Below are 22,109 nucleotides of genomic sequence, written 5' to 3' on the forward strand. Positions count from 1 at the left end.
AATTACTATTCAGTTTCCAAAGAATATATAAATAACGCTAAAGGCGTTTTTTTATTTTCAAAAATAAGATATAATTACGCTGTAATACAAAAAAAGGGGAAATTTTGCGCACTTTAATATTTAAAATAAAGAACCAATGAAATAATTTCTGAAGCAATAAAGAATTAACCAAGAAGGTTATTTTTACTTCATTCCTTTTAATAATTTATATTATGGGTACAACAATTACTGTTCCATTTGTAAGACTTGTAAATGCAGATGAAATTGGTAATAACTCTTTTTTGAACACTCTTAATTTAATTGGTGGTGGTGGATTAAGACAATTCTCATTATTTGCATTAGGAATCAGCCCATTCATCAATGCCTCATTGATAATGATGATTCTTCAGTCAAAAATATTCCCACCAGTTCATAAATTGAGTCAAAGTGGGCCTCAAGGAAGAAGAAAGATAAATGTAATAACTAGGTTTCTCACACTTATTATTTCATATCCTCAAGCTGTATTCTTGCTCAAAACATTAACGGCAGGAGGAAGAAATTCATTTATTGGTTTTGATTTAGCAGGTACAGGGATATCTGAAGCTACAATGGCTTATTTTATACTTCCAGTTATGCTTACTGCTACATCATTATTTGCTTTATTTATTTCAGAGCAAATAACAAATAAAGGTGTTGGAAATGGAACAAGTTTAATTATCTTTACAGGTATTGCAGCTAGACTTCCATTTCAGTTTAAAGAAGCATTCATCCACTATATCGGATTAGAACCTTCTAAACTTTCTAGTTCATTAGTTGGAATTGTAAACTTTACGACATACATATTAGTGTATTTAGTAATTATTATGATTATTGCTATTGTCTACACAGCAGAAAGACACATACCTATTCAACAAATAGGAGCCGGTAGATCTAAGAATAAAAAAGATATGGGTAATTTACCTATCAAATTAAACCCGGGTGGAATTATGCCTATTATTTTTGCTATGATGGTATTATCATTCCCTACTATGATTGCTAATATACTTCCAGATACAAATGCTTCTAAACAATGAATTAACCAAAACTTACAATTTACTCAACCTATTGGATTTACACTATTATTAGTTATTATTTTTGCATTTTCATTAGTAATGGGAATTCAACAATCAAAAGTTGATAAAATTGCTGAAGACTTTGCAAAGAATTCAACATTTATTCCTGGAGTTAGACCAGGCGAAGAAACACAAGACTATTTAATTGCTATTGTGTTTAGATTAAGTGTTTTCTCATCTATTTACTTACTAATATTAGGTGGAATGCAATTTGTTGAAATTATGGCTGGAATTCTACCAAGCGTAATTTCATTCGGTGGTACAGGATTAATGATTTTAGTTAGTGTATCACTAGAAACAGTGAGCCAATTACAAGCTCGTAGAAAAACATATAGATTAGCTAAAGCTAAGAGAGAATCAATGAAAAATATCGAAAACTATGAAGCTAATAGCGTCGAAGGACTATTATGATAAACAATTTAAAAACTAACATTATTTTTATGGGGCAGCCTGGAGCTGGAAAAGGGACTGTAGCCTCATTAATTGCAAGCAAAAGCAATTTAATCCACGTTTCTACAGGAAATATATTTAGAAAAGAAATAGAAGAACAAACAGAATTAGGATTAAAAGTAAAAAATATTGTTACAACAGGCGGATATGTACCTGATGAAATTACTAATGCAATTGTTAAGAATGCACTAGAAAAATTAAAGAAAGAAAATAAATATTTTATCCTTGATGGATTCCCTCGAACAATAGCTCAAGCAGAATTTTTAAAAACATTAAATGACTTTAAATTTGTGGTTGTTGAACTCAAGGTAGATAAATCAATTATTTTAGATCGTTTAAGCGGAAGAAGAACTTGCTCAAAATGTTCAGAGAGTTACCATGTAAAATATAAACCTTCAAAGGATAATCGTACATGTGACCTATGCGGCGGTGAATTAATTCAAAGACAAGATGATACAGAAGAAAGAATTGCACATAGATTAGATTTATATGAAGAACAAACTAAACCATTATTAGACTATTATGCTGATTTAAATGAATTAAATGTAATAGATGCTTCGCAAACCCCTGATTTAGTGGCAGATAAAGTTCTTAAATTACTTGAAAAAAATGATAAAATATAAAAACTTTAGAATAAAGTAGAAAGGATTTTTACTATGATAACTATTAAAAATCCATCAGAAATCGAAAAAATTTCTAAATCTTGTAAAATCTTGGCAGAAGTCAAACAAATTATTTGGGACTTTGTAAGACCAGGTGTTTCTTTAAAAGATATTGATCAATTGGCTTTTAAAGAAATAATAAAACGGGGAGCTAAGCCTGCATTTAAAGGGTTATATGGTTTTCCTGCTACAGCATGTATATCTGTAAACGAACAATTGATACATGGTATACCAAGCAATTACATTCTTAAAGAAGGTGACCTAATCAGTGTTGATTTAGGATGCATTTGAGAAGGATATAATAGCGATAGTGCATTTACCAAAGGGGTTGGCAAAATTTCAGCAGCTGATCAAAAATTAATTGATGTAGCAAAAGAATCATTTTATGCTGGATTTCATGCAATCAAAAAAGGTGCAAGAGTAGGGGATGTCTCTTATGCTATTGGTAAATACATTAAAGAAAATGGATATTATACACCAGCAGAATTCTGTGGCCACGGAATAGGGCGTAAGTTACATGAAGACCCTTATGTTCCAAATGATGGTGTAAAAGGTACAGGACCACTGCTAAGGGATGGCATGGTAATTTGTATCGAACCAATGATTACGCAATATCCTAAGATTAAAACTCTTAAGGATGGATGAACTGTAATTAGTGCTGATGGAAGTAATAACGCACATTATGAACATACAGTATTAATTAAGAATGGCAAAGGTGTCATTCTTACGAAAGGAATTTAATTGGCTAAAGACGCAATTAAACTAACAGGCATTGTTAAAGAAGCATATTCAACAGATGATTATTCTGTAGAATTAGAAAATGGCGTAGTAATTAAAGCGCATATCTCAGGTAAAATGAGAGTAAACCACATTAGAATCTTACCTGGAGATGCAGTAGATGTAGAAGTAAGTCCTTATGATTTAACTCAAGGACGTATTACATACCGACACAAATAAAGGAGAACTAATGAAAGTTAGAGCAAGTGTTAAGAAAATGTGTAAAGACTGTAAAATTATCAAACGTAAAGGAATTATCCGTGTTATTTGTGAACAACCAAAACACAAACAAAGACAAGGATAAGAAGGGAAATTAAATGGCTAGAATTTTAAACGTTGAAATTCCTAACAATAAACGTGTTGTTATTTCATTAACATACATTTATGGAATTGGAAACTCATTAGCAAAAGAAATCTGTGCTAAAGCAAACATCAGCGAAGATGCTCGTGTAAAAGACTTATCAGAAGAAGAATTATCAAGAATCCGTGAAATTGCTAAAGAATATACAACTGAAGGTGACTTACGTAGAGAAGTAAGTTTAAACATCAAACGTTTAATGGAAATTAAATGTTACCGTGGAATGAGACACCGTAAAGGATTACCAGTACGTGGACAAAGTACTAAGAAAAATGCTCGTACACGTAAAGGACCTAGAAAAACAGTTGCTGGAAAGAAAGGTAAATAATCATGGCACGTAAAACAAAGAAAAAGAACATTACAAGTGGTGTTGCTCACATCCACTCAACAAACCAAAATACAATTGTTACATTTGCAGATGAAAATGGTAATGTTATTGCTTGATCATCAGCTGGTGCAATTGGATACAAAGGTACAAAGAAAAAGACTCCATATGCTGCTGGTTTAGCTGCACAAGCTGCTGCTGAAGCTGCTAAAGAACACGGAATCAAAACAGTTAAAGTTGAATTAAAGGGACTTGGAGCTGGTAAAGATGCTGCAAGAAAACAAATCGAAGTTAGCGGAATTACAGTTACAGAAATCAAAGATGTTACACCAGTTCCACACAATGGAACAAGACCTCCAAAACGTATTTTAAAACGTGAACGTATGAAGAAATAATTCGTAAACATATAGGAAGGTACAAACAATGGAAAAATTTAAAAAACCAAATTATTTAGAAAAACCACAAATTAGAGAAACTAGTGAATATGAAACTACATTTTCTTTACAAGGTTTAGAAAGAGGATATGCTAACACTTTAGGAGTTGCGCTTAGACGTACACTACTTTCAAGTGTTACAGCCTTAGCACCATTCTGCGTGAGAGTTGAAGGTGTTACACATGAATTCCAAACTATTAAAGATGTAGTTGAAGATGTACCAAGTTTATTTATGAACCTAAGAAAAGTTAGATTCACATATGATGCCAATGAAGTATCAGATAATGAAATTATTAAAGTAACTTTATCTTCAGATGCAGTTGGGCCTGTTACAGCTAGATCTTTAAAAGTTGTTAACAATCCAAGTGTGCAAGTTCTAGATCACAATGTGTATCTAGCAACAGTTTCAAGTGAAAATGCATTAAATCTAGAATTATATTTACGTCCAGGACGTGGATACATGTCATTTGATGAAAATAAAGCTTATGTATCAAAAAGAGAAGCAGAATTAGCAGCTTTAACAGATATTAAAAAGGCTAACTTTATTGCTATTGATTCAAACTTCTCGCCAATTACAAAAGTTGCATATTCAGTTTCTGAATTAAACTCATCATCACCAAAATTAGAAGAAAAATTAGACTTTACAATTCATACTGATGGAACTGTAAAAGCTAAAGATGCTATTAAATCAGCTGCTGAAATTCTAATGGGATTATTCCAAGTAATAGGATCAGTAGAAGACATGAAACTTGATATTTTTGAAGAAGAAGCACCAAAAGTTGAAGAAAAAGAAGAAGATGATTTAGATATTGCTCAAATGGGACTTTCAGTCCGTTCAGCTAATGCTCTTAAGAGAATTAAAAGAACTAAATTATCTCAAATTAGAGAACTTACATTGAATCAACTTGAACAAACAAAGAACTTAGGTAAAAAATCAATTCAAGAAATCATAGACAAATTAAAAGAATATGGTTACGAATTAAAAGAAGGAGATGAGTAATATGGCAAATCCAACTCAAATTTATTCACGTGATACAAAATGAAGAAATGGTGTAATGCGTTCATTAGTGAGCGAATTATATGTTAACGGTAGAATCGTAACAACTTTAACAAGAGCAAAAGAAGTAAGAAGACACGCTGAAAGAATGATTCAAAAAGCTAAAAACCCAACATTAGCTAACAGACGTGCTGTTGCTGCTTATTTACGTCCAATTCAAACAAAAGATGGAAAAGAAGTATTAAAATACTTATTCGAAGATATTGCACCAAAATATTCTGAAAGAAATGGTGGATACACAAGAATTATCAAATTACCTCGTCGTCAAGGTGATTCAACACGTATGGCAATTATTGAATTAGTTTAATTTTACAATTTTAATTACACGCAATTAGGCACTTATCGAATAATCAGATAAGTGCTTTTTTATAGCTTTATCCTATGATAAAAAAATGAATAATTGGTATAATTAAGCTATTAATTAACAGCTATTTTAAAAAATAAGCTTGTTGTAAATTTAAAATGAAAAATAGCTTAATAAAAGCAATAAAGGAGAAAGAAATGAATCAAAAAGTTTTAGTTATTAATGCTGGAAGTAGTTCAATTAAATTAAGTTTATTTAATAAAGAAACTTTAGAACTAATCGCAAGTGGTATTGCTGAAAGAATTACTTTACCAGAAGGTAATATCGTTTTAAAATACAATGGTGAAAAATACGAAAAAGTTGTAGCTATGCCTACGCATGAAGAAGCAGTCAATGAGCTATATAAATTAATGCAAGAAATTAACTTAATTTCTAACCCTGATGAAATTTCTAACATTGGTTTTAGAATTGTTCAAGGGGGAACACATTTCGATCGCACAACTAAAGTAACAGATAAAGAGATTGCTTTAATTGATGAATGTTCAATGTATGCACCTTTACATAACCCAGGCGCAGTACAAGCAATATTAGGATTTAGAAAAGTTTTCCCACATGCTAAATTATCTGCTGACTTTGACACTGCATTCCACACAACAATTAATAAAATTAATGGAACTTATGCAATTCCTAAGAAATTGACAGAACAATACAAAATTAAACGTTATGGTGCACATGGGATTTCACACCAATACATTTCAGAAAAATTGGCTGAAATTTTAGGTAAAGAAACTGTTACATTTGTTAATTTACACCTAGGGAATGGTGGTAGTTTATGTGCTATTAAAGATTCAAAATCATTTGACACATCAATGGGATTAACACCACTTGCAGGAATTATGATGGGTACAAGAAGTGGTGATATTGATCCTTCTATTCATGAATTTGTATGCAAACAAACAGGAATGAGTATTGAAGAATTTACCAATGTTTTAAATAAACAAAGTGGTTTATATGGAGTTTCAACAGTGTCAAGTGATATGCGTGATATTACTGCAGCTGCTCGCAATGGAAACGAAGATGCAGCATTTGCGCTAGAATTATATGCACAAAAAATTGCTGATTATACTGCATTATATGCAAATAAAATCGGTGGAAACCCAGATGCTATAGTGTTCACAGCTGGAATTGGTGAAAATGTAGCATTAATTAGACAAATGGTTATTGACAAATTATTCTTTAAAAACATTAAACTCGACAATGAAGCTAATAATGCTCCATTCGATGAATATGCACTAATTTCATCACCAGATAGTGAAGTAAAAGTTTACGTTATCCGTACTAATGAAGAATTAGTTATTGCACGTAATGCATTAGAAATTTATGCAAAATAATAAATTTGCTTTGTATGCAGGATCATTTGATCCTTTCCATCAAGGCCATCAAGCAATTGTAAAAAAATCTTTGCAATTGTTTGATTCTATTTATCTTGTTGTCACATGAAATCCTGATAAAAATAACTATGATCAAGTCGAAACAAATTATCAAATTATAAAAGATTTGTATCGTGATGATTCCAGGGTAATTGTGCTACAAAATAAAACAAAACTAACAGCACAGCTAGCTAAAGAGCTAGGTGTTAAATGGCTAATCCGTAGTGCTAGAAGCAATAGTGACTATCATTATGAATTAGAGCTAGCTTGTGGAAATAAAGAACTAAATCCAGAGCTTGAAACTATTTTAATAGTCCCAGATTGTAATGATATTAAATACCAATCTACATTAATAAGACATAAGGAAAAATTCAATGTTTAAATTCATAAAATCAGCTTCAAAAAAAGAAAATTGATATGAGCATCCATATAATGAAATTGCGTTTTGAGGACGTTCAAATGTTGGCAAAAGCTCATTAATTAATACTATAGTTGCAAATAAGAAGCTTGCCAAGGTTTCTAAAACACCAGGAAGAACACAATTATTAAATTTCTTCCAAAATGAGCATGGAGCAGTCTTTGTAGACTTGCCTGGGTATGGATATGCTAAAGTTTCAAATAGCATTTTAGTTGAAATGAATAAAATGATTGATGAATATATTATCAATCGTAACAATCTTAAATGTTTATATTTATTAATTGATGCTAGACACGGTATTACTAAAACTGATGTTGAACCAATTGAATTTTTAACTCGTGTTGGAATTAATTTCAAAATTGTTTACACCAAGGCTGATAAATTAAAACAAAAAGAAAAACATCAATTATTAAAAGATATTCAAGTTGCAAGACAGCATTATGGGCCATTTCAATATTTTATTGTTTCAAGTGAAACAAAAGTTGGAATTAATGATTTAATTAATGATATTAACGATACACTATCAGGAGAAAATTATGAAGAAAAGTAATAAAATATTTTTAGCTTATGGAATAATTGGAGCATTTGCTATTGGTGGGATAATTGGTACTTCTATTTCTATCACTCAGCAACAAAAGAAATTAACTATAGTACAAGAATTAGGAAAATATCAATTGCAAAAAACTTCTAGTTTGAACCAAAATGTACTTGCTTCACAATACGCAACAAATCCACTTCAAGCTATAAGAGAAAAATGAGATAGTGATGCTTGAAGTAAAGAGTTAAAAATTGAAAAATTGTTAACTCAAAATGAAGTTATCAGCCCTAATGAGAAAAAACAATTTTACTTATATGATAAGTCAAAACCATTAGAAGCAATTTTTGACAAAAACAATTATTCATTAATTAAATTTAAATCATATGCTAATGATCTTGAGGGTGTGCTCTACCTAGAGGTAACATATCCAGTTACAAATGCTATGAAAGAGCAAGACCCATCATTAAAAGATAATGTAATTAAAGTGTACACATTATCAGGGTTCAAAAAGTTTTCTGAATATAACCCTTATAAAACAAATAATACAATTAAAGTTACACCTAAAGACTCTGATATTAAGCATGATTTTGATTCAATTGCTAAGTTAAAAGCCAATTATTATGAAATGTTAGAAAATGCATCAAAATCAAGTCAAACTGCTTTAGATCGTGAGACTTGATTTAAGAAATATTTTGATTTTAATGTAGCACCTGTTACTGCAATTGATTGAAATAAAGTTACCTTAAGTTTTAAAGATGAGGATGTAACTATCCAATATACTTATGGCTATCAAGTGCTTGCAGCAACTACTAGCAATTTAACTAATGTAATAAGTTCTTATCCTGATAATGGTGCTGAAGGTAGCGAAACATTTAATAATATTTTTAAAGCATCTGAAAAAGTCGAAGCTTAATACTTTTTTCCTTGTTAATTTTTGAATTAACAAGGTTTTTTTATACTTTACCCTCGAAAATAAAGGTGAAAATACACTTTTGGAATCCTTAATTTTTAAAAAAATAGGTAAGAAATAAATTTTTTAAATTATTGTTATTAGTGATAAAATACATATATAAAAATTACTTATAGGAGTATTATGAAAATTACTGATAAAAGAACTAAATTAGTAGCTACTATCGGTCCATCAAGTGATAACTATGATATGTTACTTTCACTTGTGGAAAATGGTGTTACAACAATTAGAGCTAACTTTAGCCATGGTTCACACGAAGAACAATTAAACAAATTTAAATTAGGAAAAAGAGTTTCTCAAGAACTTAAAATCCCTGTTTCATTAATGTTAGATACAAAAGGACCAGAAATTCGTATCGGAAAAATGAAAGATGGTGCTCAAGTAGTACAATCAGGTTCTGAAGTTTTAATTCACACAACAAGTGATAAGTATCAAACTTTAGAAGGAACAGCTACAGAAATTACAGTTGCTTATGATATGGCACAAGATTTAGCTGTAGGAAATCAAGTTTTAATTGATGATGGTAAACTTTCAACAGTTGTTACTGAAGTAGGTAAAGGATATGTTAAAGTCAAAGCAGAAAACACACATAAATTAAAAACAAATAAACGTGTTAACTTACCAGGTGTTGACTTCTCACTACCATTCTTAGCTGAAAAAGACATTAACGATGTTAAATTCGGTATTGAAAACGGAATTAACTATGTTGCTGCTTCATTCGTTAACTCAGCACGTAATGTTAAAGAATTAAGAAAATTACTTGATGAAAATGGTGGAAGTCACATTCAAATTTTCTCAAAAATTGAATCTTATTTAGGATGTGTAAACATTGATGAAATCATTGAAGCATCTGATGGTATTATGGTTGCTCGTGGTGACTTAGGACTTGAAATCCCTTACTATGATGTTCCTTACTATGAAAAAATGATGATTAGAAAATGTCGTGAAGCAGGTAAACCAGTTATAGTTGCAACTCAAATGCTTGACTCAATGGAAAACTCACCTCACCCAACACGTGCAGAAGTAACAGATGTTTACTATGCAGTTGAATTAGGTGCTGATTCTACAATGCTTTCAGGAGAAAGTGCAAATGGACTATTTCCACTTGAAGCTGTTAAAACAATGTCTGCTATCTCAAGAAGAGCTGAAAAAGAATTCTACGCAAGAAATTACTACGATGTGCAACTTGAAAAAGTATGAGCAAACTCAGACCAATCAAACAAACGTTCACAAATCGCTTACAAAATTGCTGAAAAAACAAAAGATGGAAAATACAAATTTGTTGTTACATTATCTAGAACTGGAACATTATTAAAAGAAGTTGCTAAATTTAGACCAAATTCAACAATCATTGGTGTAGTTAACAACCCATTATTAGTAAATGCTTTCGGATCATATTCAAGTGTTTGAACATCTGTTGATTCTGAAGCTTTATTCCCATTAATTAAGAAAGATCACAAAAATGCTGTTACAGCTCTTGAACCATATGGAATTCAAAAAGGTGACCAATTCTTAGTTGTTGAAAATGACGTTATTACAGAACACGTTGTTAAATAATTAACTATTTAAATATTCGCTAATTGTAGCGGATATTTTTTTACTTTAATGTTATAATTAAGCTAGTTAATAAACAATTATTAATTTTCATACAATCACAAAATAATACGCAGGAGAAAACAATGGATAATGTTAATATTTTTGCCTTAGGTGGGCAAGACGAAAATGGCAAAAACTGTTATGTTTTTGAACATAATGATGATATTTATGTAATTAATGCAGGGGTAAAAGTACCTATTGATGCAAATAATGGAGTAGATACCTTAATTCCTGATTTTAGTTATTTAATTAAAAACAAAGATAAAATTAAGGGTATTTTTATCACTGACATCAAGAATGAGACATTTTCAGCTTTACCTTGACTATTAATGAAAATTCCTAACTTGCAAATTTATACATCAGCTTTTAATAAAGTTATGGTACTTGAAAGAATCTCTAAATATGGAATTGATCAAAAAAGTTTTAAAATTAGCACATTAAGAGGTAAAACTAGAATTGGTTCAGTCGATGTTATACCATTCAATTTAACCGGTTCAATGCCCGGGAATACAGGATTTAATTTTTCTACTACTGCAGGTGACTATTTATTTATGTTTAACTATGTAGAAGGTGATTTAGGGATTTATGGTAGAACTAGTTTTAAATCATTGGCTAATTATTTTAGTCATAAACCAATTATCGCTTTAGTAACAGATGCAGGGCGTAGCAATGTAGCTGGTCGTGCTATTGATAAATATAAATCAAATCCAAAACTTAGTTTAGCTTTTGAAAATACTGATAAGAATAAAAGAATTATTGTAGGAGCTTATGGTGAGGAAATGGTCTCAATTCAACAAGTAATAGATTTAGCTATTAAATACAATCGTCCAATTATTCCTTATGGTAAAACATATGCTGATTTATTATATTTAATTTCTAAATTTAGTGATAATGTTAAGCTTCCTGAGGTGGTTGATTATAAATCAATTGCTAAATATGATAATGCAGTTGTTTTAGTAACAGCAGCAACAGAACGCTTATACAATCGTTTTGAAAGAATTGCATCAGATAAAGATGTTTATTTAAAACTTAATAATGATGACACTATGGTACTTATGGCACCACCAGTTAATGGGCTAGAATCTAAATATGCAGAAATGATGGATTTAGTTGCTAAAATTACACCTAATATTTATGAGATTTTGGATAATGATTACTTTTACTTACGTCCAACAAAAGAAGATTTATTAAACCTAGTAAAACATCTTAAACCAAGTTACTTTGTTCCTACACAAGGATTATATCGTTATTTAGTTGGGGCTAGTGAGTATATTAGTGAGGAGCTAGGTAAAAAGCAAAGTATTGACCCAATAATACTATTAAATGGTAAAATAGCACACTTTCAAGGTGATAAGTTATTTAGCCATAATGGAAAAATTAAAGAAGTCGGAAACACAATAATTGATGGTTTTGGTGTGGGGGATATTTCTTCAGAAGTTATTGCAGAAAGAGAAGCACTGGGTAGAGAAGGAGTGATTGTTATCAATGGCCTTTATTCACCTAAAACTAAGAAAATTGTTGGCCAATTACATATCAGTTATATTGGAGTAATTGACCAAAGTGAAATTGAAGAAACTAATGCACTAATTACTGATTTAATTGTTGAAGTTTTTAAAACAAAATCATTTACTTCAATGAGAGAAGTTAATGAAAAATTAAGAAAGACTATCCGTAAAAAGATCTTTAAGTTAAAAGATAAAGATCCAATGGTAGCTTTAACATTAACTACAATTTAATAATTCAAAAAACACATTTATACTGTAAAATAATACAGATAAATGTGTTTTTTATCTAGAAAGGAGGTTAAATCATGTTTAAACAAATGTCATGAAAAGATGCTCAAGCTGTAATTGAAAAAAATCCAGCTGACCACTTATTATTTTTGAATTTTACTACAAGCTGATGTGGCGATTGTAAAATGATGAAACCAATTGTTGAATCAGTTGCTAATGAATATGAGCATAATAGCAAAATTACTTTTATTAACATTGATGCTGAGGAAGCTAAACTATTTAGAGAGCATGATAATAAATGAAAAATTCTTAAAGTTCCAACTATGTTATTACTTCAAGGCAGTGAGATTTTAGAGCGTGGTTATGAGTACATGCCAACTCAAATTTTAAGCAATTGAATTAGCAAAAAAATCTCATAATAAAGTGAATGATACACCAAGAGCAGTTGTTAAAAAAATAAGCAGAAAAAACCCTTCTGTTTTTTTATTTTTTGAATATAATAGAAAAGCAACTATAGCTATGATTTTTAAAGGTTGCTAGCTTGCCAAGATTCAGTTGTTGAGGACAAGTTAGGTTTTTTAAAAGGAGCTATTGTTCAAAAGAACAAAAGGAGACAACACACATGAGTAAACTAAATATCAAAGTTAAAGGGTTTGACCACTCATTAGTTGATCAAGCTGCTAAGAAAATTTTTACAGTAGCAAAATCAGCTGGTGCTGAAAAAGTTAGTGGACCAATTCCTTTACCTACAAAAAGAGATGAAGTTACTATCTTAAGATCTGTTCACATTAACAAGAAATCACGTGAACAATTCGAAAGCAGAACACACCAAAGATTAGTTGTAATTACCAATCCTTCTGCTGAAACACAAGATAAATTAAACAGACTTGAATTACCAGCTGGTGTGGATATTCAAGTTAGAGTAAAATAAATTTAATACCCAATTTAAGGAGAACAAATGAAAGGAATCTTAGGACGTAAAGTTGGTATGACTCAAATTTTTACAGAATCTGGTAAAAGTGTTCCAGTTACTGTAATAGAAGTACAACCAAATGTTGTGTCAAAAGTTTTAACAGCTGACAAAAATGGTTACGTTGCAACTCAACTTGCTGTATTTGATAAAAAAGCAAATCGTGTTAACAAACCTGAATTAGGTCACTTTAAAAAAGCTGATACAACACCTAAGCGCTTCGTTAAAGAAGTTCGTGATATGTCAGGTTATGAACTTGGAAGTGAAATTAAAGCTGACATATTTACATCAGGTGAATTAGTAGATGTTACAGGAACATCAAAAGGAAAAGGATTCGCCGGAACAATTAAAAGACACAATCAACACATTGGACCTAAATCTCACGGTGGAGGTGGAGGGTCTCAACCTGTTAGACAAACTGGATCACTTGGAGACATTGCAGGTAACAGAGTGTTTAAAGGTATGACAATGCCAGGGCAACTTGGAAATGTTAAAACAACAGTTCAAAACCTTGAAATCGTTAAAGTTGATGTGAAAAACAATTTAATTTTAATTAAAGGTTCAATTCCAGGACCTAAAAAATCTTTCGTAGTAGTTAAGGAAGCAGTTAAAGGTCTTCCAAACCGTGAAGGAATTAAACTTGTTGACATCGAAGAAGTTATGTTAATGAATGAATTAATCGAAAAAGCTAAAAAATTCAACATTGAAGTTACAGTTGGTATGAACTCAGCTGAATTATCAGCATTAATTCAAGAAGCCGAAGAAAAAGGAGATAAATAGTTATGGCTGAAACAGTTAAAAAATCAACAAAAGCAACAACAGCTAAAAAAGCTACTGCTCCTAAATCAGCTAAAGTAACAGTTGCTAAAGATAAAAATGTTACAAAAGCTGCTTACAAAGCTGAATTACCAGCTAAATTATTCGCAAGTGAAAAAATTTACGAACAAGCAATTTTCGATTCAATTCTTTCAGAAAGAGCTTCAAGAAGACAAGGAACACACAAAGTTAAATCACGTGCAGAAGTTTCTGGTTCAGGTAAAAAACCATGAAGACAAAAAGGTACAGGACGTGCAAGAACAAGCTCAACACGTACACCTATTTGAGTTGGTGGAGGTAGAGCATTTGGTCCTACAGCCAACAGAAACTACTCATTAAAAGTTAATAAAAAAGTTAAACTTGCTGCATTTGTATCAGCATTAACATTATTAGCTCAAGACAACGCAGTATTAGTAGATGATCTTGCTTTAGAAACAGTATCAACAAAAGCTATGGCTGCTAAATTAGCTGAATTAAACTTAAACAACTTAAGAAACGTATTAATCGTTACAGAAAGTGAAACTGTTTACAAATCAGCAAGAAACATCCCAAATGTTGTTTTATCAAAAGCTAACTCATTAACAGTTGAAAAATTAATCGGAGCAGATGTTATGGTTATTTCAAGCGAAAGCTTAAAACTATTAGAAGGGAAAGTTAAATAATGGAATTAACAAGAGTTATCATTGCACCAGTTCTTACAGAAAAATCAGATATTCAAAGAGCTAACGGTGTTTACACTTTCAAAGTAGATTACAAAGCTAACAAACATCAAATTGCTGAAGCTATCGAAACAATTTTCAATGTAAAAGTTGAATCAGTTAGAACAATCAAAGTTGAAAAACAACCTAAAAATGTTGGACGTTTCCATGGATTTACAAACCGTTACAAAAAAGCTATGGTTACTTTAAAAGCTGGCTCAGAAATGAATTACTTACCAGCTGATGAAGAAGAAGCAACATTAGTTGCAGAAGAAACAAAAGCAAAAGAAGCTGCAAAAGCTGACAAAGCTGCTAAAAGCGCTGATGTTGAAAAGAAAGCTGCTGCAAAATTAGCTGCTAAAAAATCAACAGCTACAAAAGCAACAAAAACAGTTGCTAAAAAAGCTACTACAAAACGTAAAGTTGGTGGAGAATAATAATACTCCGATGAACTTTCGGAAAACAATTTAATTTAATGGGGTAAAAAAGCTTGCTTAAAAGACAGACCCCCAACTATTTTTAAGCAAAAGGAGAAAAGACACAATGGCGATTAAACATTATAAGCCAACGACAAATGGTCGTAGAAACATGTCTTCTCTTGATTACAGAGCAAACTTATCAGGACACGCTCCAGAAAAATCACTTTTAGTGAATTTAAAAAACAACGCTGGACGTAACAACCAAGGTAAGATTACTGTTAGACATCACGGAGGGCGTGTTAAAAGATTCTACAGAATTGTAGACTTTAAACGTAACAAAGATAACATCCCTGCAATCGTTAAAACAATTGAATATGATCCAAATAGATCAGCAAACATTTGTTTATTAGCATATGCAGATGGAGAAAAAAGATACATCCTTGCTCCTAAAGGTATTAAATTAGGACAAATCGTAGTTTCAGGAACAGAAGCTGATATTATGGTGGGTAACTCATTACCATTAGCAAACATTCCTGAAGGTACATTCGTACACAACATTGAAATGCAACCAGGAGGTGGAGGGGTTATAGCTCGTTCAGCTGGAACTTCTGCACAAATCTTAGGTAAAGACGAAGATGGAAAATATGTAGTGTTAAGATTAAAATCAGGTGAAACACGTCGTATTTTATCTCGTTGCCGTGCAACAATTGGTGTTGTAGGAAATGAAGAACACTTACTTGTTAATGTTGGTAAAGCTGGAATCAACAGACATAAAGGTATTAGACCAACAGTACGTGGATCAGTTATGAACCCTGTAGACCACCCACATGGTGGAGGGGAAGGTAAGCAACCAGTTGGACGTAAAGCTCCACTTACACCTTGAGGTAAAAAAGCTCTTGGAGTTAAGACAAGAAAAACTAAGAAATCTTCAAATAAACTTATTTTAAGAAGAAGAAAGGATTCTAAATAATGGCACGTAGTCTTAAAAAAGGTCCATTTGCTGACGAACATTTACTTAAAAAAGTGGATGCAATCGTTGAAGGAAATGCACCAAAAAAACCAATTAAAACTTGATCAAGACGTTCTACAATTTTCCCAAGCTTCGTAGGATTAACATTTGCAGTACACAACGGAAAACAATTCTTAGAAGTTTATGTAACAGATGACATGGTAGGACACAAATTAGGAGAATTCGCACCAACAAGAACATTCTCAGGTCATGGTGCAGATAAAGGTAAGAAGAAATAATGGCACAACAAGCAAAAGCACACGTTAAATTACAAAGAGTTAGTGTTTCTAAAGCTAAATTAGTAGCAAATCTTTTCAGAGGAAAAGATGTTACTGTTGCATTAGGACTTCTACACAACGTTAACAAAAAATCAGCTCCTATTTTTATCAAGTTATTAGAATCAGCAGTTGCAAATGCTACACACAATCACGGCATGGATGCAACTAAATTATATGTAAAAGAAGTTTATGTAAATGAAGGCCCTACTCTTAAGAGATTCCAACCAAGAAGTCAAGGACGTGCTTACTCAATCTTAAAACGTACATCTAATTTATCAGTAGTATTAGAGGAGAGAAATTAATATGGGACAAAAAGTTAATCCAAATGGATTCCGTTATGGAGTTACAAAAGCACACAACACAACATGATTCGCAGACAAAGATAACTTTGGAACATATTTAGTTGAAGATGCTAAAATCTACAAATTTTTCGATAAATTAGTGCGTCAATACCAAATTGGTCAAGTTGAAGTTAAACGTAACAGAGATAATAAAGTTACAGTTATACTTCACACAGCTAAACCAGCAGCAATTCTTGGAACAGAAGGAAAAAATGTTCAAGAATTAACAGTTCAATTACAAAAGAACTTAAAGAACAAAAACTTAAATGTAAACATTCAAGTTGTTGAACTTAAAAACCCTGATTTAAATGCAAGATTACTTGCAGAAATGATTGCTACAAAATTAGAAAACCGTGAAAGTTTCCGTTCAGCACAAAAAATTGCTATTAGAAACGCAATGCGTGCTGGAGCAAAAGGAATCAAGACATCAGTTAGTGGTCGTCTTAACGGTGTTGATATGGCTCGTACAGAAGGATATTCTGAAGGTGAAATGAAATTACATACATTAAGACAAAATGTTGATTATGCTACAGCAACAGCTAGAACAACATACGGTGCTATTGGTGTTAAAGTTTGAGTATCATTAGGTGAAATTTTGGAAGGGGAAAATAAATAATGCTTCAACCAAAAAGAACAAAATACAGAAAACCATTTGTTGTTAAACACGACAAACGTAGAGCTACAAAAGGAAACACAGTAGCATTCGGTGAATTCGGATTACAAGCTACAACATCAGCATGAGTAACAGCTCGTCAAATTGAGTCAGCTCGTATTGCTGCTACACGTAGAATGGGTCGTGAAGGACAAGTTATTATCCGTATATTCCCACACTTTGCCAAAACATCTAAACCTATCGGAGTTCGTATGGGTTCAGGTAAAGGTACACCAGAATTATGATATACAGCAGTTAAAGTAGATACAATGATGTTTGAAGTTGGTGGAGTTCCAGAAGATGTTGCACGTGATGCTCTACGTCTAGCTGGACACAAATTACCTGTTAAATGAAGAATCGTTAAAAAAGAAGAAGGAGATAAATAATGCTTTACAAGGAATTAAAAGAAAAATCAGTTGAAGAATTACAAACTCTTGTAGCTCAACTTAAAGCAGAATTATTTACTTTAAGATACAGAAATGTTACAGGTGATTTAAAAGAAACACACAAAATTGCACTTATTAGAAAAGACATTGCTAAAGCTCTTACAGCTTTAAACGAAAAAAAAGGAGCTAAATAATTATGGAAAGAAACACAAGAAAAACACTTGTTGGTACAGTTGTTTCTGCTGGTAAATCAGCTAAAACAATTATTGTTGCAGTTGACACATACAAAACACACCCATTATATTCAAAACGTTTTAAATCTACAAAGAGATTTGCAGTACACGATGAAAACCAAGTTGCTCAATTAGGAGATATTGTTTTAATCATGGAAACTAGACCACTTTCAAGAACAAAACACTTCAGACTAGTTGAAGTTAAACAAGCTGCTACAGAAGGACAAAACTAATGTTACAAGAATTATCAAAAGCAAACGTTGCTGATAACTCAGGTGCTAAAGAAATCGGAGTTATCCGTATCTTAGGTGGGTCAAGAAAGAAAGTAGCAAACATTGGTGATATTATTGTATGTTCAGTTAAAAAAGCTATTCCAAATGGAATGGTAAAAGAAGGTCAAGTTGTTAAAGCAGTCGTTGTTAGAACATCATACGGAGTACACCGTGATAATGGTTCATACATTCGTTTTGATGATAACGCTGTAGTATTACTTAAGGAAGATTTAACACCACGTGGAACACGTGTATTCGGACCAGTTGCTCGTGAATTACGTGAAAAATTCCCTAAAATTGTTTCACTTGCACCAGAAGTATTATAAGGATTTAAGGAAAGTAAATTATGAACAAAATTAAACTTAGAAAAAATGACGAAGTGATCGTTATTGCTGGTAAAGAAAAAGGACAAACAGGAACAATTGAAAAAGTATTACACAACGAAAACAGAGTTATTGTTAAGGGACTAAACTTTATTAAAAAACACAACAAACCTTCTCAACAAAACCAAGATGGTTCAATTACAGAAAAAGAAGCTCCAATTCATGTTTCAAACGTGCAATTATTAGTTAAAAAAGCAACAAAAGACAAACCACACCAATCTTCAAAATTAGGATACAAAATTGATGCTAAAGGAAACAAAGTAAGAGTAGCAAGAAAGACAGGAAAGGAAATCTAATATGCTTAAAAATGTTTATTTAGAAAAAGCAGTTCCTGCTTTAAAAGAAAAATACAATTACAAATCATCAATGGAAGTTCCTAGAATTGAAAAAGTTGTATTAAACATGACTGCTGGAAAAGAAATTAACAACTCAAAAGCAATCGAAGAAGTTTTAAATGAATTAACATTAATTTCATCACAAAAACCATATCAAACAACAGCTAAAAAATCAAACGCTTCATGAAAATTACGTGAAGGAATGCCTATGGGTGGAAAAGTTACACTTCGTAGAGATAGAATGTGAGATTTTTTAGATAAATTAATTAATGTGGCAATGCCTCGTATTCGTGACTTCCGTGGTGCAAATCCTAAAGCATTTGATGGAAGAGGAAATTACAACCTTGGAATTAAGGAAGAAATTATTTTCCCAGAAATCGAATTTGACAAAATTCGTAGAATCAAGGGACTTGACGTTATTATTGTAACAAACGCAAAAACTGATGCAGAAGCAAGAACATTACTTGAATCAATCGGTGTACCATTTGACAAAAAAGGAGCTAAATAATGGCTAGAAAAGCATTAATTGAGAAAGCAAAACGTCATCCAAAATTCTCAACACGTGCTTACACACGTTGTGAATTATGTGGACGTCCACACTCAGTATTAAGAAAATATAAAGTATGTCGTATCTGTTTTAGAAATCTTGCTCACGAAGGTAAGATTCCAGGTATGAAGAAAGCGAGTTGATAATTATGTTTATTACAGATCCAATTGCAGATTTAGTTGTTCGTATTAAGAACGCTAACATTAGAAAACATAAAACAGTTACAATTCCTTATTCAAAACAAAAAGAAGCTATCGTTAAGCTTATTTTAGATGAAGGGTACATTGCATCATACGCAGTTGAAGGCGAAGGCGTAGATAAAAATATTGTTGTTACATTAAAATACAAGAAAAATAAATCAGCTATCGTCGACTTTAAGAGAGTTTCAAAACCAGGTCTTAGAGTTTATGTTAAAGCTGAAGAAATTCCAAGCGTTATTTCAGGATTTGGTACAGTTATTATTTCTACATCAAAAGGACTTATGACAGGAAAAGAAGCTAGAAAGGAAAATGTAGGTGGTGAAGTTATCGCTTACATTTGATAATAGGTAATTAGTATGTCTCGTGTTGGAAATCGTGTTATTAACGTTCCTGCTGGAACATCTATTACTGTTGAAGGAAGCAAAGTTACTGTTTCTGGAAAACACGGAACTCTTGTTAGAGAATTCAGTCCTTTAATTACAATTAATGTAGAAAACAACCAAGTTACAACAGTTCGTGCAAACGAAGAAAAACACACCAAACAATTACATGGTACAACAAACTCATTAATTTCAAATATGATCAAGGGAGTTACAGAAGGATTCCAAATTGACCTTGAAATTAAAGGGGTTGGGTACAAAGCTGAACTTAGAGGAAATGAAATCGTTGTTAATGCTGGATATTCACACCCAGTATCTAAAAAAATACCAGCTGAATTAAAAGTTACAGTTGCTAAACCAACAGAAATTTCTGTATTTGGGAATGATAAAGAAATCGTTGGGCAATTTGCTGCTGTAGTTAGAGCTATCAGAAAACCTAATGTTTACTCAGGTAAAGGTATTTCATACAAAGGCGAAAAAATTAGACGTAAAGAAGGGAAAACAGCTTCTAAATAGTTTAGAGGTTGTTAGGTTACAATTATGAAAGCAAAATCAAGAAACGCAGCTAGAAAAGTTAAACATGTTCGTTTACGTCAACACATCAGTGGTACAGCTTTAAGACCACGTTTAAATGTGTTCAAGTCTCACCAAAACTTTTACGCTCAAGTTATTGATGACACCAAAGGTGTTACATTATTATCAGCTACAACACTTCAAAAAGGTGTTTATGCAGGTAACATTGCCTCAGCAGCTGAATTAGGTAAAAAAATGGGACAAGAAATGGTTAAATTAGGTATCAAAGAAGTTGTATTTGATCGTGGTGGATACTTATATCACGGTAGAGTAAAAGCTTTTGCAGACGCAGTTAGAGAACAAGGAGTTAAATTCTAATTATGGAAAACAATAAAGAAGTTAAAGCAACAGAAGTTGCAGGTACACAAGAAGTTGTAGCTAAAAGAGCTCCTAGAGCTCCAAGAAAAGCTAACGAAGCAGAACAACAACGTCCACGTCGTAATGCTGGTGCAAATAGAAAACCACGTGCTCAAAGATTTGAATCAGAATTTAGTGAAAAAGTTGTTGACATTGCTCGTGTTACAAAAGTTGTTAAAGGTGGAAGAAGATTTAGTTTCTCAGCATTTGTTGTTGTAGGAAACAAAAAAGGTCTTGTAGGATTTGGACACGGTAAGGCTAACGAAGTTCCAGATGCTATTAGAAAAGCTATCAAAGACGCTCAAAACAACCTTGTATCAGTTCCAGTTGTAAATGGAACATTACCACACGAAATCAATGCTAAATTCTTAGCTTCACGTGTATTATTAAAACCAGCTCCTAAAGGAAAAGGACTTATTGCTTCAGGTACAGTTCGTGCAGTTGTAGAACTTGCTGGTTACACAGATATCGTTACAAAAACATACGGTTCACGTTCAAAATCTAACGTAGTTAAAGCAACAGTAAAAGCATTACAAAACTTAAGAACAGTTGAAGAAATTGCAGAAATCAGAGATAAACAAGTAAAGGATTTTCAATAGGATATGGCTATAAAATTAAATAATTTAAAATTTGCTGAAGGTTCAAGACCTGATAAACACCGTAAAGGTAGAGGTCATGCAGCTGGTAAAGGTAAACAAGCTGGTAAAGGACAATCAGGGCAAAATAAACGTAAGGGTCACAGACTAGGATTTGAAGGGGGTCAAACTCCTTGATTCCGTAGAATTGGTAAACGTGGATTTACAAACGTTAACCACATTGAATATCAAATTATTAACTTATCTGATTTAGAAGCAAAATTCAACGATGGTGATGTAATTACTTTAGAAACATTATTTGATACAAACTTAATCAAAAGACAAATGCCTGTTAAACTTTTAGGTAATGGTGAATTAACAAAGAAATTAACAATCTATGTTCACAAAGCATCTGCTTCAGCTAAAGAAGCATTTGCTAAAGTTGGTGGAACAATCAACGAATTATAATAATCATTTCAAGCCAAGCGAAAGCTTGGTTTTTTATTTTCTAGATATTATCTAAGATTGTGTATAATAAAAAA

At 31.9% G+C, this 22,109-nt stretch carries 35 protein-coding genes and 1 pseudogene; all 36 read left to right on the forward strand.

All coding sequences use genetic code 4. From position 1 onward, the window contains the following. Positions 1-104: 104 nt before the first annotated feature. The 36 genes and pseudogenes from secY (at position 105) to rplO (ending at position 22,035) form a co-directional block, all read left to right on the forward strand. Complete coding sequence (gene secY, locus ACNQ12_RS02210; RefSeq protein ID WP_418019294.1) at positions 105-1,505, forward strand: preprotein translocase subunit SecY; 1,401 nt, start codon at positions 105-107, stop codon at positions 1,503-1,505. Next, positions 1,499-2,164, forward strand: coding sequence for an adenylate kinase family protein (locus tag ACNQ12_RS02215; protein WP_416754647.1), 666 nt, complete (start codon positions 1,499-1,501; stop codon positions 2,162-2,164). The genes secY and ACNQ12_RS02215 overlap by 7 nt, the downstream gene beginning before the upstream one ends. A 33-nt stretch (positions 2,165-2,197) precedes the next feature. Then, on the forward strand, positions 2,198-2,944 hold the full coding sequence (map, locus tag ACNQ12_RS02220; protein ID WP_418019295.1) for a type I methionyl aminopeptidase: 747 nt from the start codon (positions 2,198-2,200) through the stop codon (positions 2,942-2,944). A 15-nt stretch (positions 2,945-2,959) separates the two neighbouring features. Next, on the forward strand, positions 2,960-3,160 hold the full coding sequence (gene infA / locus ACNQ12_RS02225) for a translation initiation factor IF-1 (RefSeq protein ID WP_465223544.1): 201 nt from the start codon (positions 2,960-2,962) through the stop codon (positions 3,158-3,160). Positions 3,161-3,170: 10 nt separating this feature from the next. After that, entirely contained in the window at positions 3,171-3,284 is a 114-nt protein-coding gene (gene rpmJ / locus ACNQ12_RS02230) for a 50S ribosomal protein L36 (protein ID WP_078746966.1), read from the forward strand. A 13-nt stretch (positions 3,285-3,297) separates the two neighbouring features. After that, complete coding sequence (rpsM, locus tag ACNQ12_RS02235; RefSeq protein WP_416738602.1) at positions 3,298-3,666, forward strand: 30S ribosomal protein S13; 369 nt, start codon at positions 3,298-3,300, stop codon at positions 3,664-3,666. Between the two features lie 2 nt (positions 3,667-3,668). Next, positions 3,669-4,058 carry a 30S ribosomal protein S11 gene (rpsK, locus tag ACNQ12_RS02240; RefSeq protein WP_257089267.1) on the forward strand — a complete coding sequence of 130 codons (390 nt, stop codon included), beginning with the start codon at positions 3,669-3,671 and terminating at the stop codon, positions 4,056-4,058. Positions 4,059-4,086: 28 nt separating this feature from the next. Then, the gene (locus ACNQ12_RS02245; RefSeq protein WP_416754650.1) at positions 4,087-5,097 is read left to right on the forward strand and encodes a DNA-directed RNA polymerase subunit alpha; all 1,011 of its coding nucleotides are present in this window, start codon (positions 4,087-4,089) and stop codon (positions 5,095-5,097) included. A 1-nt stretch (position 5,098) separates the two neighbouring features. Beyond that, positions 5,099-5,461 carry a 50S ribosomal protein L17 gene (gene rplQ, locus ACNQ12_RS02250; RefSeq protein ID WP_416754651.1) on the forward strand — a complete coding sequence of 121 codons (363 nt, stop codon included), beginning with the start codon at positions 5,099-5,101 and terminating at the stop codon, positions 5,459-5,461. A gap of 194 nt (positions 5,462-5,655) precedes the next feature. Continuing rightward, entirely contained in the window at positions 5,656-6,849 is a 1,194-nt protein-coding gene (locus tag ACNQ12_RS02255; protein ID WP_418037237.1) for an acetate/propionate family kinase, read from the forward strand. Beyond that, positions 6,839-7,270, forward strand: a complete 432-nt coding sequence (coaD, locus tag ACNQ12_RS02260; RefSeq protein WP_416754655.1) for a pantetheine-phosphate adenylyltransferase — start codon at positions 6,839-6,841, stop codon at positions 7,268-7,270. Before ACNQ12_RS02255 ends, coaD begins: the two co-directional genes overlap by 11 nt. Beyond that, complete coding sequence (gene yihA / locus ACNQ12_RS02265) at positions 7,263-7,856, forward strand: ribosome biogenesis GTP-binding protein YihA/YsxC (protein ID WP_418037235.1); 594 nt, start codon at positions 7,263-7,265, stop codon at positions 7,854-7,856. Before coaD ends, yihA begins: the two co-directional genes overlap by 8 nt. Then, on the forward strand, positions 7,843-8,757 hold the full coding sequence (locus ACNQ12_RS02270; protein ID WP_416754659.1) for an MAG1430 family protein: 915 nt from the start codon (positions 7,843-7,845) through the stop codon (positions 8,755-8,757). Before yihA ends, ACNQ12_RS02270 begins: the two co-directional genes overlap by 14 nt. 180 nt (positions 8,758-8,937) lie before the next feature. Beyond that, a complete protein-coding gene (pyk, locus tag ACNQ12_RS02275) occupies positions 8,938-10,371 on the forward strand; it encodes a pyruvate kinase (RefSeq protein ID WP_418037233.1) in 1,434 nt (477 codons plus the stop codon). 122 nt (positions 10,372-10,493) lie between these two features. Further along, entirely contained in the window at positions 10,494-12,146 is a 1,653-nt protein-coding gene (locus tag ACNQ12_RS02280; RefSeq protein ID WP_416754663.1) for an MBL fold metallo-hydrolase RNA specificity domain-containing protein, read from the forward strand. A gap of 74 nt (positions 12,147-12,220) precedes the next feature. After that, a complete protein-coding gene (locus tag ACNQ12_RS02285) occupies positions 12,221-12,562 on the forward strand; it encodes a thioredoxin family protein (RefSeq protein ID WP_416754665.1) in 342 nt (113 codons plus the stop codon). A gap of 203 nt (positions 12,563-12,765) precedes the next feature. Then, positions 12,766-13,074: a 30S ribosomal protein S10 gene (gene rpsJ, locus ACNQ12_RS02290; RefSeq protein ID WP_416754667.1), complete on the forward strand. Its 309-nt coding sequence runs from the start codon at positions 12,766-12,768 to the stop codon at positions 13,072-13,074. A 27-nt stretch (positions 13,075-13,101) separates the two neighbouring features. Continuing rightward, positions 13,102-13,761 (forward strand): annotated as a pseudogene (gene rplC / locus ACNQ12_RS02295) (50S ribosomal protein L3); the annotation flags it as partial. A gap of 134 nt (positions 13,762-13,895) precedes the next feature. Further along, complete coding sequence (rplD, locus tag ACNQ12_RS02300; protein WP_416754669.1) at positions 13,896-14,591, forward strand: 50S ribosomal protein L4; 696 nt, start codon at positions 13,896-13,898, stop codon at positions 14,589-14,591. Beyond that, the gene (gene rplW / locus ACNQ12_RS02305; RefSeq protein WP_416754672.1) at positions 14,591-15,064 is read left to right on the forward strand and encodes a 50S ribosomal protein L23; all 474 of its coding nucleotides are present in this window, start codon (positions 14,591-14,593) and stop codon (positions 15,062-15,064) included. The genes rplD and rplW overlap by 1 nt, the downstream gene beginning before the upstream one ends. 106 nt (positions 15,065-15,170) lie before the next feature. Continuing rightward, positions 15,171-16,016 (forward strand): 50S ribosomal protein L2, encoded by an 846-nt coding sequence (gene rplB, locus ACNQ12_RS02310; protein ID WP_416754674.1) that lies wholly within the window; start codon positions 15,171-15,173, stop codon positions 16,014-16,016. Then, complete coding sequence (gene rpsS / locus ACNQ12_RS02315) at positions 16,016-16,294, forward strand: 30S ribosomal protein S19 (RefSeq protein ID WP_416738616.1); 279 nt, start codon at positions 16,016-16,018, stop codon at positions 16,292-16,294. Before rplB ends, rpsS begins: the two co-directional genes overlap by 1 nt. After that, on the forward strand, positions 16,294-16,635 hold the full coding sequence (gene rplV / locus ACNQ12_RS02320; protein ID WP_416754676.1) for a 50S ribosomal protein L22: 342 nt from the start codon (positions 16,294-16,296) through the stop codon (positions 16,633-16,635). Before rpsS ends, rplV begins: the two co-directional genes overlap by 1 nt. Before the next feature lies 1 nt (position 16,636). Continuing rightward, a complete protein-coding gene (rpsC, locus tag ACNQ12_RS02325) occupies positions 16,637-17,290 on the forward strand; it encodes a 30S ribosomal protein S3 (protein WP_418019300.1) in 654 nt (217 codons plus the stop codon). Further along, entirely contained in the window at positions 17,290-17,712 is a 423-nt protein-coding gene (gene rplP / locus ACNQ12_RS02330; RefSeq protein WP_416754680.1) for a 50S ribosomal protein L16, read from the forward strand. Before rpsC ends, rplP begins: the two co-directional genes overlap by 1 nt. After that, positions 17,712-17,906, forward strand: coding sequence for a 50S ribosomal protein L29 (gene rpmC / locus ACNQ12_RS02335; protein ID WP_416741783.1), 195 nt, complete (start codon positions 17,712-17,714; stop codon positions 17,904-17,906). The genes rplP and rpmC overlap by 1 nt, the downstream gene beginning before the upstream one ends. A gap of 2 nt (positions 17,907-17,908) precedes the next feature. Beyond that, positions 17,909-18,178 (forward strand): 30S ribosomal protein S17, encoded by a 270-nt coding sequence (gene rpsQ / locus ACNQ12_RS02340; protein WP_416741784.1) that lies wholly within the window; start codon positions 17,909-17,911, stop codon positions 18,176-18,178. Continuing rightward, the gene (gene rplN, locus ACNQ12_RS02345; protein ID WP_416754682.1) at positions 18,178-18,543 is read left to right on the forward strand and encodes a 50S ribosomal protein L14; all 366 of its coding nucleotides are present in this window, start codon (positions 18,178-18,180) and stop codon (positions 18,541-18,543) included. Before rpsQ ends, rplN begins: the two co-directional genes overlap by 1 nt. A gap of 20 nt (positions 18,544-18,563) precedes the next feature. After that, positions 18,564-18,896: a 50S ribosomal protein L24 gene (gene rplX / locus ACNQ12_RS02350; protein WP_416741786.1), complete on the forward strand. Its 333-nt coding sequence runs from the start codon at positions 18,564-18,566 to the stop codon at positions 18,894-18,896. Between the two features lies 1 nt (position 18,897). Next, on the forward strand, positions 18,898-19,443 hold the full coding sequence (gene rplE / locus ACNQ12_RS02355) for a 50S ribosomal protein L5 (protein ID WP_416741787.1): 546 nt from the start codon (positions 18,898-18,900) through the stop codon (positions 19,441-19,443). Then, entirely contained in the window at positions 19,443-19,628 is a 186-nt protein-coding gene (locus tag ACNQ12_RS02360) for a type Z 30S ribosomal protein S14 (protein ID WP_078746939.1), read from the forward strand. The genes rplE and ACNQ12_RS02360 overlap by 1 nt, the downstream gene beginning before the upstream one ends. Positions 19,629-19,630: 2 nt before the next feature. Further along, positions 19,631-20,026, forward strand: coding sequence for a 30S ribosomal protein S8 (gene rpsH, locus ACNQ12_RS02365; RefSeq protein WP_416741788.1), 396 nt, complete (start codon positions 19,631-19,633; stop codon positions 20,024-20,026). Between the two features lie 12 nt (positions 20,027-20,038). Further along, on the forward strand, positions 20,039-20,578 hold the full coding sequence (rplF, locus tag ACNQ12_RS02370; protein WP_416754684.1) for a 50S ribosomal protein L6: 540 nt from the start codon (positions 20,039-20,041) through the stop codon (positions 20,576-20,578). A gap of 24 nt (positions 20,579-20,602) precedes the next feature. Further along, positions 20,603-20,953, forward strand: a complete 351-nt coding sequence (gene rplR, locus ACNQ12_RS02375) for a 50S ribosomal protein L18 (protein WP_416754685.1) — start codon at positions 20,603-20,605, stop codon at positions 20,951-20,953. Positions 20,954-20,955: 2 nt separating this feature from the next. After that, the gene (rpsE, locus tag ACNQ12_RS02380) at positions 20,956-21,591 is read left to right on the forward strand and encodes a 30S ribosomal protein S5 (protein ID WP_416754687.1); all 636 of its coding nucleotides are present in this window, start codon (positions 20,956-20,958) and stop codon (positions 21,589-21,591) included. A 3-nt stretch (positions 21,592-21,594) separates the two neighbouring features. Then, a complete protein-coding gene (rplO, locus tag ACNQ12_RS02385; protein ID WP_474623437.1) occupies positions 21,595-22,035 on the forward strand; it encodes a 50S ribosomal protein L15 in 441 nt (146 codons plus the stop codon). Positions 22,036-22,109: the final 74 nt, after the last annotated feature.

This window comes from Mycoplasma paraquilae, from assembly GCF_048284415.1.
Classification (GTDB): domain Bacteria; phylum Bacillota_I; class Bacilli_A; order Mycoplasmatales; family Metamycoplasmataceae; genus Mycoplasmopsis.